The organism is Acidicapsa ligni, assembly GCF_025685655.1.
In the GTDB taxonomy this organism is placed as follows: domain Bacteria; phylum Acidobacteriota; class Terriglobia; order Terriglobales; family Acidobacteriaceae; genus Acidicapsa; species Acidicapsa ligni.
In genome coordinates, this window is the sequence record NZ_JAGSYG010000003.1 from 470,623 (window position 1) to 483,665 (window position 13,043).

Annotated in this window: 13 protein-coding genes; 3 read left to right on the plus strand and 10 right to left on the minus strand. The window is 57.0% G+C overall.

The genetic code is table 11. The features are described from left to right. Positions 1-187 precede the first annotated feature (187 nt). Together OHL19_RS12390 and OHL19_RS12395 are read right to left on the minus strand one after the other, a co-directional pair. On the minus strand, positions 188-499 hold the full coding sequence (locus OHL19_RS12390) for a hypothetical protein (RefSeq protein WP_263358010.1): 312 nt from the start codon (positions 497-499) through the stop codon (positions 188-190). A 13-nt stretch (positions 500-512) separates the two neighbouring features. Beyond that, on the minus strand, positions 513-902 hold the full coding sequence (locus OHL19_RS12395; protein WP_263358011.1) for a hypothetical protein: 390 nt from the start codon (positions 900-902) through the stop codon (positions 513-515). 92 nt (positions 903-994) lie between these two features. On the opposite strand from OHL19_RS12395, the gene OHL19_RS12400 reads away from it, so the two are divergent. Beyond that, complete coding sequence (locus OHL19_RS12400; RefSeq protein ID WP_263358012.1) at positions 995-2,029, plus strand: mechanosensitive ion channel family protein; 1,035 nt, start codon at positions 995-997, stop codon at positions 2,027-2,029. Between the two features lie 129 nt (positions 2,030-2,158). On the opposite strand, the gene OHL19_RS12405 is transcribed toward OHL19_RS12400, so the two are convergent. The 4 genes from OHL19_RS12405 to OHL19_RS12420 form a co-directional block, all read right to left on the minus strand. Then, positions 2,159-4,315: a thioredoxin domain-containing protein gene (locus OHL19_RS12405; RefSeq protein ID WP_263358013.1), complete on the minus strand. Its 2,157-nt coding sequence runs from the start codon at positions 4,313-4,315 to the stop codon at positions 2,159-2,161. 150 nt (positions 4,316-4,465) lie between these two features. Further along, positions 4,466-4,966, minus strand: coding sequence for a GNAT family N-acetyltransferase (locus OHL19_RS12410; protein WP_263358014.1), 501 nt, complete (start codon positions 4,964-4,966; stop codon positions 4,466-4,468). Between the two features lie 113 nt (positions 4,967-5,079). Further along, positions 5,080-5,664 (minus strand): porin family protein, encoded by a 585-nt coding sequence (locus OHL19_RS12415; protein ID WP_263358015.1) that lies wholly within the window; start codon positions 5,662-5,664, stop codon positions 5,080-5,082. Between the two features lie 188 nt (positions 5,665-5,852). Beyond that, a complete protein-coding gene (locus tag OHL19_RS12420) occupies positions 5,853-6,920 on the minus strand; it encodes a M20/M25/M40 family metallo-hydrolase (protein ID WP_263358016.1) in 1,068 nt (355 codons plus the stop codon). A 104-nt stretch (positions 6,921-7,024) separates the two neighbouring features. Between OHL19_RS12420 and OHL19_RS12425 the strand changes: the two genes are divergently transcribed. Both OHL19_RS12425 and OHL19_RS12430 read left to right on the plus strand, forming a co-directional pair. Beyond that, positions 7,025-7,750, plus strand: coding sequence for an alpha/beta hydrolase (locus OHL19_RS12425; protein WP_263358017.1), 726 nt, complete (start codon positions 7,025-7,027; stop codon positions 7,748-7,750). Beyond that, positions 7,747-9,216: a glycerate kinase type-2 family protein gene (locus OHL19_RS12430; protein WP_263358018.1), complete on the plus strand. Its 1,470-nt coding sequence runs from the start codon at positions 7,747-7,749 to the stop codon at positions 9,214-9,216. The genes OHL19_RS12425 and OHL19_RS12430 overlap by 4 nt, the downstream gene beginning before the upstream one ends. 34 nt (positions 9,217-9,250) lie before the next feature. Here OHL19_RS12430 and OHL19_RS12435 read toward each other — a convergent pair whose 3' ends face one another. The 4 genes from OHL19_RS12435 to OHL19_RS12450 form a co-directional block, all read right to left on the minus strand. Further along, entirely contained in the window at positions 9,251-10,771 is a 1,521-nt protein-coding gene (locus tag OHL19_RS12435; protein WP_263358019.1) for a GGDEF domain-containing protein, read from the minus strand. A gap of 397 nt (positions 10,772-11,168) precedes the next feature. Beyond that, a complete protein-coding gene (locus OHL19_RS12440; protein ID WP_263358020.1) occupies positions 11,169-11,840 on the minus strand; it encodes a Spy/CpxP family protein refolding chaperone in 672 nt (223 codons plus the stop codon). 187 nt (positions 11,841-12,027) lie between these two features. Beyond that, positions 12,028-12,471: a hypothetical protein gene (locus tag OHL19_RS12445; RefSeq protein WP_263358021.1), complete on the minus strand. Its 444-nt coding sequence runs from the start codon at positions 12,469-12,471 to the stop codon at positions 12,028-12,030. After that, positions 12,468-13,034, minus strand: a complete 567-nt coding sequence (locus OHL19_RS12450; RefSeq protein WP_263358022.1) for an RNA polymerase sigma factor — start codon at positions 13,032-13,034, stop codon at positions 12,468-12,470. Before OHL19_RS12450 ends, OHL19_RS12445 begins: the two co-directional genes overlap by 4 nt. Positions 13,035-13,043: the final 9 nt, after the last annotated feature.

Below are 13,043 nucleotides of genomic sequence, written 5' to 3' on the forward strand. Positions count from 1 at the left end.
AGAACCGGAAGCAGAATTTGCGTGGCTGATTTGTATGATTTGTTTCATGGCACGTATCCGAGCAATTCGACGGATACGTGCCATGAATAGCCACCGACTGGGTAGCGCGGTAGGCAGATACATGTGCGAGAGCGAGGATATATTTCGGTTCTAATCCTGTAAGTAATCAATGATTCAATCCGTCTAATCAATCCGCCGAAGAAACCTTCATCTCCATCCGAATCTTCCGTGCCAGCCGCTCAATCTCATCCGCCTTCCGCATCACGCTCAGCGAAAGCGTATCCTTCGTACTCTTATCCATCTCCGCCTTCAACTCGGTGGCCAGTACCTGCAACTGCGACGTATCCGCCGCCAGCTCCGCCTGTTTCTTCTGACTCTCCGTCAGCGCCGGAACAGGAGCAACGGAGGCCTGAACCGCCGCCTGCGAAATCCCAACGGGCAACGAGACCATCACCAGCATCGACGCTAGACAAACCCCGCGCATCCACCGATTTGTCATACATGCCTCCCTGCTAATTCGCAATTGAAGCTCTCATCTTTTCATGAATGGCATGCGCCAGCTTGGCGATCAACTCCACCTTGCGCGCCTCCACAACGGGGATGGAATTCGGATCGCTTTTCGCCGTCTCGGCCTTGAGTTCATTGGCCAGAAGAAGCAGCTTCGCCGTATACTCCGTCATATCTTTCTGCCGCTGTAGATTCAACACTCGAAACATCTTCAGGTTATTCGTCGCCTCGGTCGCATCTCTCAGCAGGCGAACCCCATCCGGCTTTGGATTCGCATTCTCCGGCAGCGAAGGAAACCCAGAATTTGAACGCTCCGGCGCTCCCGATTGAATCTGAGAAATCCCAATCGAAAACGGCGCCGAGATCAGGACGACCAGGCAAATTATCCCTCGCACCCACTTCGCCCGGTTACCCCGCGTGAACGAATGTGAACAGACATCCTGAATTCTCATGCGCACAGTATAGAAAGGAATGTAGAGGAGTGAACATGGTTCTTTTTGCATTTTTTATACGATCAGGCGTCTTTGCAGAGGGCCGTTTCCTGGGCAAAGTTCTAGATGAGTGGATCGGCGACGCCCAGGAGTTCCTGCACGTCAAGCTGCCTCATCTCATTGTCCTCGTCGTCATCGCTATCGTCCTCACCCGCATCGTCACCATGCTCACCCGGCGAATGGCCATCATCGCCGAACGCAAAAACTCACGCCCTGGACGCAACTCCCAGGTCAAAACCTTCTCCGGCATCCTCCGCACATCACTCAACGGCATCCTCTGGGGACTAACCGCGATCCAGATCCTCGAAGTCCTTGGCATCAATCTTGGCCCGCTGCTCGCCTCTGCCGGAATCGCCGGTGTAGCCATTGGCCTCGCCGCCCAAACCATCGTCAAAGACGTGCTGAACGGCATGTTGATCATCATGGAAGACCAGTTCGGCATCGGCGATACAGTACGCCTCACCGGCATGAGCGGCACCGTCGAAAACATGACCCTGCGCCGCACCGAGGTCCGCGACGGCGACGGCACCCTCTACGTCGTTCCCAACTCGCAGATCACCACTGTAGCTAACCTGAGTCGCGACTTCTCCGTAGCCACCGTCAACGTCTCAGTGGACTTCTCCGCGTCGCCCGACAAGGTCATCGCGCTGCTAACGTCCGTAGCCATGGACGTCCGCAACGACAAAGCCTTCTCCGATCTTTTTCTGAAAGACCCCGAAGTCCTAGGCGTAGACGCTATCACCGGTTCCCAGGTCATCTATCCCGTAGTCTTCAAAACCCTGGCCTCAAAGCAATACGGCCCCATCCGGGCATTCCGCAGCCAGGTCCGTCTGGCCCTCGAAAAGAACTCCATGCTCCCCGGCGACCCCAACCGCGTCTTCCGCGAATTCACCCCTGCCGACGGTCAGAAACAGCTTTCCGGCACAGCCAACGAAGCCGACCCGAAAACCATAGAAGCCAGGGAAAAACCGGCGATCGACCCCACCACAATCCCCGCCATCACCATCAACCCTCTGACGGGCGAGTCTTAGAGCATTTTTTTAAATTGCGATGTAGAAGCTATTGCAATACTCCCGCCGGAACTTGCGAAGTGTGGCTTTTCTTAATGAAAAGCCACACTATCAGCCGCTGCGCAGAATATACCTATTAGAAAAAATGCTCTAAACCGACCCCTCAAGCGCATCCAGCAGAGCCTCGGAGTCCACAATCGGAGGCAGGCAACTACGCCCTTTGCAAATCAGCGCCCACGCCTCAACCCCATCCGGAACCGGCGCATGGACCACTGTCTCAGCCAGCGCCTCAGGCAGATTCTCCGCTGAAAGCTGCCCTGCCTCCAGCCGAATCACCGTCTTGTTCACTGCAAACCGAGCCACAGCCAGAGCCTCAAGCTTGCTGACTTCAACTCCGGTTCCGACGATCACGACCTGTACCGGATCGAGCAGAAGCCGATCCAGCGCCAGCGCATAACTCCCGGCATACAAGCCAAAATGCTCGACAATCCCCGCAAACGACCCCAGCACATCCTCGGCAATCTCGCGGAACTCGACCTTCCCGGAAAGAGCCTCCAACCGCAAGAGCGCACTGGCAGCCGTCGGGTTCCCGGCAGGCGTTGGAGAATCCTGCAAGGGCTTGCGCCGCGCAGTCAACGCTCCCAGCTTGGCCGCCTCATCCTCATCCAGCCGGGTATCCACAAACGCCCCGGCCGTCCTGTCATAGAACAGCTCCACCATAGCCTCAGCCAGGGTCATTGCAGCGCGGTAATATCCAATCGTTCCCGTGCCCAGCCACGCATCCACACAGGCATGAACCGTAAACGCATAATCATCCAGATTGCCCGCAACCCTTGCCACAGCAACCGTCTCCGGATAGGCGATGACGTGCGCCAGTTCCCTGCCGCCATCCCATGACTCAGCCAACAGCCGATCCAAAGTCTTCAGTGCAAAATCCCGCGCCGAATCCATCCGCAAAACCCGCGCAGTCTCCAGGTAAGCCGTAACCGCCATCGCATTCCAACTCGTATAAAGAGTTTGATCAATAAACGGAGTTGGCCTCTTCGCACGAGCTTCAACCAGCTTCGTCCGCGACGCCGTCAACAACGCCAACGCACTTTCAGCCGAAACCTCGGCCTCCCGCGCCACATCCTCTACGGCGTACTTCACATGTAAGACATTCTTCTGCGGATTGTGATGCATGTCCCCCAGATCGCCGATATCCCAATAGCGCCCCGCCACCGCGAACTCCTCCGCAGTCAGCGCCGCCTGGGCCTCAGCCTTTGTCCATGTAAAGTAATCGCCATCATCGTCCAGATCGATATCCGCATCCTGCGAACCATAAAATCCACCCCGTTCGCGATCCGTCATTGTCGAATCCAGCCAGGCAACAATCTCCTTTGCCGTCAGGGCAAACTCCGGCTTCACGAAGCTCTGAAAAGCATGCACATAACTCCGCAACAGCTCGGTATTGTCGTAGAGCATCTTTTCAAAATGAGGCACCACCCAGCGCTCATCCACCGAGTATCGATGGAACCCGCCCGCAAGCTGGTCATACACTCCACCCTTGCTCATTTTTTCGAGTGTCAACACCGCTGCATCCCGCGCCTGTTCGCCACCCGTACCCATCCCCAGCGTCCGCGTTGCTACCTCGATCAACAGGTCCAGCGCTCCAGGATGAGGAAACTTCGGCTGCGATCCAAACCCGCCATTGCGCGCGTCAAACTGCTTCAGGACGGACTCGGCAATCTTGGCCACCAACGCGTGATTCAGCTCTCCGCCGCGCCCTGAAAAGCTCTCATTCTGCTCCACCGCAGCCATCACGCTGCCTGCCGATTCCAGCGCTTCTTCGCGCCTCTCGCGCCACACATCGGCCATCGTCAACAAAACCCGTTTGAACCCCGGCCGTCCGTATCGATCGTCCGCAGGAAAATACGTTCCACCAAAAAACGGCTTCCCATCCGAAGTCAGAAACGCAGTCAGCGGCCAGCCACCCTGCCCGCTGATTGCCGAAACAGCAGCCTGGTAACGGGCATCCACATCGGGCCGCTCATCGCGATCCACCTTAATCGCGACAAAATACTTGTTCAGGATCTCCGCCAGCTCCGCATTCTCATACGATTCGCGATCCATCACATGACACCAGTGACACCAGACCGCGCCAATATCCAACAGAATCGGCTTGTCCTCCGCACGCGCACGCGCAAAAGCCTCCTCTCCCCACGCATGCCATTGCACCGGCTGATGCCGCGCAGACCGCAGGTAAGAAGAAGCAGATTGATCCAGTAAATTAACTGAAGAAGGAACCGAAGAATCGTGACCACTCATCCCTAGAGAATACAACCGCAGCCGACCCGTGCTCTCTCATCCACAGAGCGTACTCGCTTGCTCTCGAACGAAGAAACCGCCGTTGCCTTTCTGCCTTTGCTGTTGCCCTTGCCGTTCTGTCTGTCATTCCCGAAGGGAATCTGCTGCGGCCTACAACCGTTTCTCGTAACACCGAAACAACAATCCAGGACGAAAACTAAGCTCAATCTCCCCGACCAGCACATACCCCAATTTCGGAAAGAGCCTTTGCGTCGCCACGTTTTGCGTATTTGTATCCACACGCAAAAGCGCAATCCCCCGCTGCTGTGCCACAGCCTCTGCCTGCATCATCAGCGCCGCCGCAATTCCCTTTCCCTGAAAGTCAGGATCGACTGCCAACCGATGAACCACGATGGCCGTTTCAGACAAGTCCCACCCGACATTGGCGTACTCCGGTTCCTGATCCGTAGTAATCGCCGCAATGCCACCAATCTGCCCATCGATTTCCGCTACCCACAACTGGCCCAGATCCACATCCCTCTCAAAGACTTCTGTATTCGGATAAACATCGTCCCACTGCAGGTTTCCGCTCGCCCGCATCAGCGGCACCACGCGCCGCACCAGCGCCATCACTGCATCCACATCTTCTAACGTTCCCAACCGTACCCGCATGATCACCTATCGCTTTTCACAAATAGAAATCCCATATCTCCCCGGCTACTCGTCAATTCCAACGAGAAATAATCGGGAAGATATGGGATTCTTTCACAGCGACCGATATCGAACTATAACTCGGGATGCCGTCGCGAACGCAGCCCATGCGGGTAGTAAGTCACGCCAATCGTGAACCCCTGGGGATTCAGATATTTCGTACTCTGAAAATCCTTCCAGAACTGATATTCGTATTCGCCGCGTGCGTAAACCTGGCGCGTAATCGGGATCTCAACACCAGCGCTCGGCGCGTATACCGTGTATGTATCGCGCGTATACTGCGGATTCTTCGATGGAAACTCAATTGTTCCCACGCCACCCGCGCCCCTCACAAACGGCCGGAAGTGATACATCTGTGGCCCTTCGTAATACACGCCGCCAAGAAAGGTATTCTGCTGCATGCGCGTCAACTCCGGCGGTGTGTTCATAAAAATCGTGCGAGCACTCACATCCACGCCCACACCGCGCCACAGTCCCACGCCAGCTCTAACTACCAGGCCTTCCATGTACCGGCTGGGCCCGTAATCCAGATCGTACCGCGAAAAACCGACCCCAATTCCAATCGGTAGTTCCCTCACTTTGGCCGAGGGAGCAACCTGCGCTATCGCGCCGACCGGCAAACAAATCAGGAAAGTCGCAAGAACATTTTTCCACTGCATAATCGAGATCCTCCAAAACGAGCTGTACTCTTTTGCAAGCACAGATTCTCGTAATATCCCCGGAGTTTATATCCCCTAAACAATCAGGCGATGTCTCGAATAGATCAGTTGGACCAGTTGGATCAGTGGCAACAAACTAAGCACCATGACAACGTCATGGTGCTTAGCATACGGATTGAATCTAAACCTCATCCCAGCAAGCGCTTAGCGATCTCAACGTATAAATTCACTGACTCCAGCAATTCCTTTTTAGCCAGCTTCTCGTGCGGCGTATGCGCCACGTGGATCGATCCTGGCCCCAGCAGCAGCGGCTCACCCCAGTTGGTCAATTGCGGAATATCCGTCGTAAACTTGGCCACCATCGTCGGAAATCCCTCGACCGACCGCAGCTTCACAAACGGAATTTCGAGCGTGAAGTCCACCTCTGCCAATCCGGCAGCCGCCTCTTCAATTGCCGCCCTCGTGCTCGACGAATCCCCCACCAGACGGATCAGCAACTGCGCCTCGGCATGGTCCGCGATCACATTCGGCGCGCGGCCTCCCTGGATCTGCCCCACATTCAGCGTGCTGTCGCCGATTCCCTCCTCGACCGGCAGCGGCACGGCCAACACCTTGCTCAGCGCCTCCACCAGCTTGTGAACCGCGCTCTCACCCAGCTCCGGATAAGCCGAATGCCCCATCTTCCCCTTCGAAGTCAGTACCGCTCGCAGAGCGCCTTTGGAAGCCAGCGCCAGCCGATTATCCGTGGGCTCACCATTGATCAAAAAACGGCTGCCCTTGGGGCTTTCATTCGCCACCTTCGCCCCAGCCGAATCCCGCTCCTCGCCAGAAACAAAGAGCAGCCCTATGGAATATCCCTCAGCACGCAGCCGCTCCGCCGCCGCTACCTGCGCGGCAATAATTCCCTTCGCATCGCAGACCCCGCGCCCATAAATGAAATCCGCATCCTCGCTAAACCCTATAAATGGCGGCACAGTATCCATGTGCGTAGAAAAAACCAGCTCCGCAGTGCCATCGGATGACCCTCCGTAGACATTCCATCGCGACTCGTCACGCCCACTTTCCTTCGGCTGAGGCACCGCAGTCTTCTCGACCACCCACCCACGTCCGCTAAGGAAATCAGCCAGAAAATCCCCCACCGCGCCCTCGTGATACGTAGTCGATTCGATCCCCACAAGTTCTTTTGTCAACAGAATTGGGTCAATAGCGGCGAGACCTGCCACTTTATCTTTAGGCGTAATAGGAGCATTCAGCATAGTGAAGCCAGAATACCGCAGCCGCTATGCTTAAAATGGGAACAGGCATGAACGCAAGCCCAGACAAACCGATTTTCGAGGGAAGGAACGCAATTTCCCCAAAGATGTCAGACACCATTCCCGCCCCCGCAGCTCCGACTACTTTGCGCAGCTTCTACCTGGCCGGTCCGGCGGGCCGCCTTGAAGCCCTGCTCAATGAAGGTAGTTCCAATGAAGGCAGTTCCGACGCCCCATCTGGCGCCCCGTTCGTTACCCTTATCAGCCATCCCCACCCGCTCGGTGGCGGCACCATGCACAACAAGGTCGTCTACCATGCGGCCAAAGTCTTCAGTTCCCTCGGCTGGCCCGTCCTCCGCTTCAACTTCCGCGGCACCGGCCTGAGCGAAGGCCAACACAACGGCCACGCCGAATTCGAAGACGTCCGCGCCGGTCTCGACTGGCTCACCGCTGAATACCGCAAGCCCATCGTCGCCGCTGGATTCTCCTTCGGAGCGGCAATGGGCCTTAAGGCCACGATCGACTATCCCGGCATAGCTGGCTTTGCCGCACTGGGACTGCCGACCCACGCCGAGGGCCGCGACTACAGCTACAAATTCCTGCCCAGCCTGACCTTCCCAAAACTCTTCCTAAGCGGCGATCGCGACCAGTACGCCCCTGCGGACCAGCTCCGCACCGTCGCTGCATCCGCCTCCGAACCAAAGCAACTTGCACTCATCCCCAACGCCGACCACTTCTTTGTCGGCCAGCTCGAACCCATGCAGGCTGCTCTTCGCCAATGGCTTCAGCAGACATTTCTTATGACTCCAAATTCAGGAGAATCAGCGCAATGACCGCCAGCGAACACGCGCTAGAGTCTCTGCACGAGACCGCCACCGCTATCTTCCAGGACGCACTCGACGCCTGCAACATCGACTCCGCTTTCGACCGCCGCATCCGCTTTACAGACGACGGCTCCGGCGAAGTCCTCACCCGGCTCATGCCTGAAGGCAGCGGACCCACCGTCCTCAACCTGAACGACTACCGCGACATCCAGGTCATCTCCATCGGCAAAGCTGCCCTGCCCATGCTCGACACCCTGCTCTCGCGCATGAAGCGCCGCAAAGGGCTGCGAGGCATCTGTTGCAGCACCGAAAGCCCCACCCAGCGCAACTGGCGTTTTCGCTACTTTGAGGGCGGCCATCCCCTGCCCAACGACGACTCTTTTGCCGCAGCCCGCGCCGCACTTGCGCTGCTCCGCAAAGCCGACAAACGCACCCTTGTCATCTTCCTTATCTCCGGCGGCTCATCCGCTCTCTTCGATCTCCCACTCGACCCCGCTATTACCCTCGAAGACACCATCGGCTTCCACAACGCGCTCATCGGCAGCGGCGCTCCCATTACTGAAATCAATACCATCCGGAAGCATTTCTCCGCCGTCAAAGCGGGCCGTCTGGCGCTCGCCGCCGCCGAAGCTACCAAGTTCAATATTTTGCTTCCCGACGTTCCCCTGCGCAGCCTCGACACGCTGGCCTCAGGCCCAACCTCGCCCGACTTGACCACCTCCGAAGAAGTCCGCGAAATCCTCGCGAAATACGATCTCCTCGCTAAGTTCACGCCCGCTGTCCGCGATTTCTTTACCCACCCGCGCCCCAATGGCGAAGACATCTCCGAATCCCTCGGCATCAAGAATCGTTTGGCGCCCTTTTTGCCACGTATGCCGTGGTCAGAAAAAACGGAGCCGTCTCCGGCCCAGGAAGTCGATGCTTTCCGCGATTCCGTATTTGAAGTCCTGCTCTCCAGCCACGATCTCGTCGAGAGCGCACGCACCCGCGCCGAACAAGCCGGCTACTTTACCGTGGTCGACAACGCCTGTGACGACTGGGATTACGCCGACGCAGCCCGCTATCTTCTCGAACGCTTTCACGCCCTTCGCGCCGAGCATCCCCGCTGCTGCCTCATCTCGGGAGGCGAGGTCACCGTAACCATCGACCGCACCCCCGGCGCCGGTGGCCGCAACATGCAGTTCACTCTTGAATGCGCCTTCGATCTGGCAAAGCATCCCGGCGAACAGCTACTCGTCTTCAGCGCAGGCTCCGATGGCATTGATGGCAACACCCGCTCTGCCGGAGCCATCGCCGACACCACCACCATCAGCCGCGCAACCGCCTTTGGCTATCAGCCGCAGAAAGAACTGGACAGCTTCAACGCCTGCCCTCTTTTCACTTCGCTTGGAGATTCAGTCGTCACCGGCCACACAGGCCACAATCTCCGCGACCTGCGCCTGCTGATCTCCGAACTGGAACCAATCTTGAACTAAATATGCCTTGATCTAAAAACCGGCGCCAGGAAAGCTACATCCCAAACAACGGCTCGGTCGAAGCGAATTCGACGCGATTGCGCCCATTCTCCTTGGCCCGATAGAGCGCGCGATCCGAGGCTTCCACCAGGGCCGTTGCCGGGCACTCCTGCGGAAAATTAAACACTGCCACTCCAATGCTCACCGTGGCGTAATGGCCGATCGACGTTACATTTTTTATATTCAATGCCCGGACAGCCGCCTGCATCCGCTCCACAATCACCTCTGCGCCCATGCGGTCGGTCGCAGGCAAAATCACTGCAAACTCCTCGCCGCCGTAGCGCGCCAATAGATCCCCTTTACGCGGAAGAACCGAGCTCAATGCCGTCGCAATCTGCTTCAGGCAGCCGTCACCCACGCGATGTCCATGCGTATCGTTCAGATTTTTGAAGTAATCGACATCCACCATCAACAGCGAAATCGGATGATAGGATCGATTCGCTCGATTCCATTCCGACTCCAGCGTCTGGTCAAAACACCGCCGATTGGCAACCCCGGTCAGCCCATCCTTGAGAGACATTTCCTCCAGCCTGTCCCTAGCTTCCTGCAGAGCCTGTTGCGCCTGCATGAAACGGCTTTGAATCAACGTGGCCCGGATGCCGTAAATACACAGCGCCGATAAGATCGCCGCCACGCCGATATAGAAGTGCTCCCGCATGATCACGAAGCCCAAAGCAAGCATCGCGAGCGTAAAAAATATGGGGCTCGCATTGTCGATGAAAAGCCCCAGTGAGCTCTTCTTCGATAACTCACCCGTACTCTCGCGAGCGGAATCTCGCAAAGCCAGGACCATCAACAAAAGGAAAGGAAGATCGATCAACAGGTCATAGAACCCGGCATGATTTTCAGTAGCCACCACGACCCAGTTGTAGAACCAGATAATCCCGCAATAGGGCCATAAAAAGCTGCCGAGTATCGTGTAAAACCGCCGCTCATCCCCACCCCTGGGACTCGCCACCAGGCGTAGCAACACCACCAGCGCCAACACAAGATTCTCGATGTTATAGGTCAGCAGCACCAGCGGTTCCGGCATCGGATGCGTCTCGCCACCCAGAAACGGAGCCACAGAAAAAATCTCGACGTAACTCAGGTAAGCCGTCATGCCTACCTGAATAACGTCAAGCCAGAAGAACACGCGAATGCCCTGATCCTCAGCCGGGGAGGAGATCGCCAACAGCAGAGGTGCTCCGTAAACAAAGTACAGAAAGTCGGAGAAATACGCAGACTTCACCGGGGCGTTTTGAAAAACATCCTCCCACGCCGACCCAAGCATGCCCACATTCCACAACAGGAAACCGATGCAAACCAGTATCCAGCTTCGCCGAACGAGTGCCTCGCCGTTGATCGCCCGCCAGCAACAGGCGGCCAACGCAGCGATCGGCCCCAGAATCAGGAACGGGTAGGACGCCGCCATCACATTTCCGGGAAACACGAAGAAGCTCAGCACGTGTAGAAAAACGAAGGCTGCCGAGAACAGAAGCAACACCTTCAAAGTCGGCGCTGGGCGGCTCGACATTCGGCACCTCCTTTTTCAGCCTGCGCTGGAATCTGAATCATTTTGGTTTATCAAATAACTATGCCACAGTCTTCCGGGCATACAACGCCACAACGGCCTGGAACCGTTGTTTCAGATTGGTCTACCCTCCGGCAACAGCCAAATCTGCATAATTGAGCTCTTATTTCAAAAAAAGCGGTGGCCGAAGCCACCGCAATGCTCTCTGCTCTGTGTTGCTCTGCGGAACTCCGGGAGATCTAAGTCTCACCTGAAGAGTTCCTCTTTGCCGCATCAAACTGTGGCCGTAACCATGCCCGATGCGGCAAATCCTCAATCTGCGGCTCAGTCCAAACCACCGCAGGTTACATAATCCAAAGACTGAATTTTGGAACGACTGAATGACTGAGCTACGGAACGACTACTCCATGCCCGATCCACTATCCAGACCTGGGCTTGGTGCTGGTCCTGATCCGAGTCCCGATTCTCCCGGACCTGCACCTGGCTTATTCCCGTCCGGACCTCCCTGACTGCCAGGCTGGCCAGCACCCGGACCACCGGATTGGCCACCGGGCCGACGCCATTCTCTCCGGCCGTCCCCATCCTGATCGCGGCGTTCATGCCTTGCCGTCCGCTCCGCCTCCAACTGCTTCCACTGTTCCGGAGTCAGTTGCCTGCGCAATCCGAGCAGCATCCGTGCATTGGCCTTTTCCAACTCCGCCCGCGCCTGCGCAATCTTGTCGATCTCTGCCAGAACCTTCGCCTCATCCGGCTGGTCCGCGCGGATCAACGGCTCCATCATCAACTCTTCTTTTTCCAGGGTCGCGTGCAGATCCACCAGCTTCAGCCGGTGCTGCTGATAGATGTCATCCATCGACTTGCGCTGCGCATCCGTCAGCTTCAGCTTTTCAATCGCCCGAGGCTCATTCCACCAGCGGCCATGATCGCCGCCATGCCCCATCGCCCGCTCCATCGGAGGATGATGCGGACCCATCCCCGGCATCCCATCCGGCCCCTGCGCCAAACCCGTTGCGGCTCCCGCAACCCAGAGGGCGGCAATTGCCAACCCGCAAGTCATTGTCTTTTTTGTCATAACGATCATCTTCAAAGCTCCGAATTCAATGTTGTTTTCCTGGCCCAGAATTTAGCGAGTCGTTCTCGCATCGCAAACTCAAATCACAAAAGCAGACTTCACAACGAGCCGATTAAAACAACAGGTCATCCCAACGTGATTCAAAACCACTACAAAAACAAGGACTCGAACTGATTCTTGCCAATCCCTAATTCTTGGTCGTCTCACTCATCAGATCCGCCAACGGCTGCATCGCATCCGGAGCCGCCTGCGCAATGTCGCTGTCCACATGGCTCAACAGGTCTTCATCGCTGACAGAACTCGCAACCTCAATTCCAGCCGCCTTGCTGGCCTCAGCCGCAGCCTCCAGCCGAGCCTGCTCCTGCACCGCGGCCTCATGCTCAGCCGCAACAACATGTTGATGATGCACCGATACCGGCACGCCCACCGCAGCCACTGCAATCACGCAGCCCAGCGCCCAACCGGCAATCGAATTCCGCATCCAGCCCGCTCCAACGCGGGTGGATACAGCAACAGGTCGAGCGCGCGTGAACTCCTCATCGCTCCATGCATGTATGCTCGTCCGAAAACTCTTCAGCGCCGCTTCAACCTCGGCATCTCCAACCTGATTCTTCTGCTCTTCAAAACTCATGATCTGCCTCCCAGTTCCGCACGCACTTTCACCATCGCCCGTGAAAGATGCGCCTTCACCGTTCCCTCACTCAAACCAACCGTTCCCGCGATTTCATGAATGTCCATTTCCTCAACGTGCCTCAGCATGAACACCGTCCTCTGCCGCTCGCTTAGTCTCTCCACAGCCTTCCAGACCAGTCGCACCTGGTCCCGCGCCAGCACCTGCATCTCAGGCGAAGACTCACCACTCGGCAGCCATGAACTCGCCTCAGCCGCATCCACAGAATTGGTACTGGTCTTCTTCCAGAACTGCAGCCGCCGATTGCGCCAGTGATCCTTCTGCAGGTTGATCGCAATCCGCAACAGCCAGGTCAGCACACTCGACTCGCCGCGAAAACTCGCCCAGTTCCGATATGCCTTCAAAAGACAATCCTGGGTCAACGTCTCGGCCGCATCCACATCTCGCAGCGAAGCGAGCAGGAATCGGAAAATCTGCGGACGATACGTTCCGGCTACCTCGGCGAACTCCGCCATGCCGATTGACGCTGACGCATCACCCTCGGCTGCCGCGTACTTGCCCATACTCTCCAG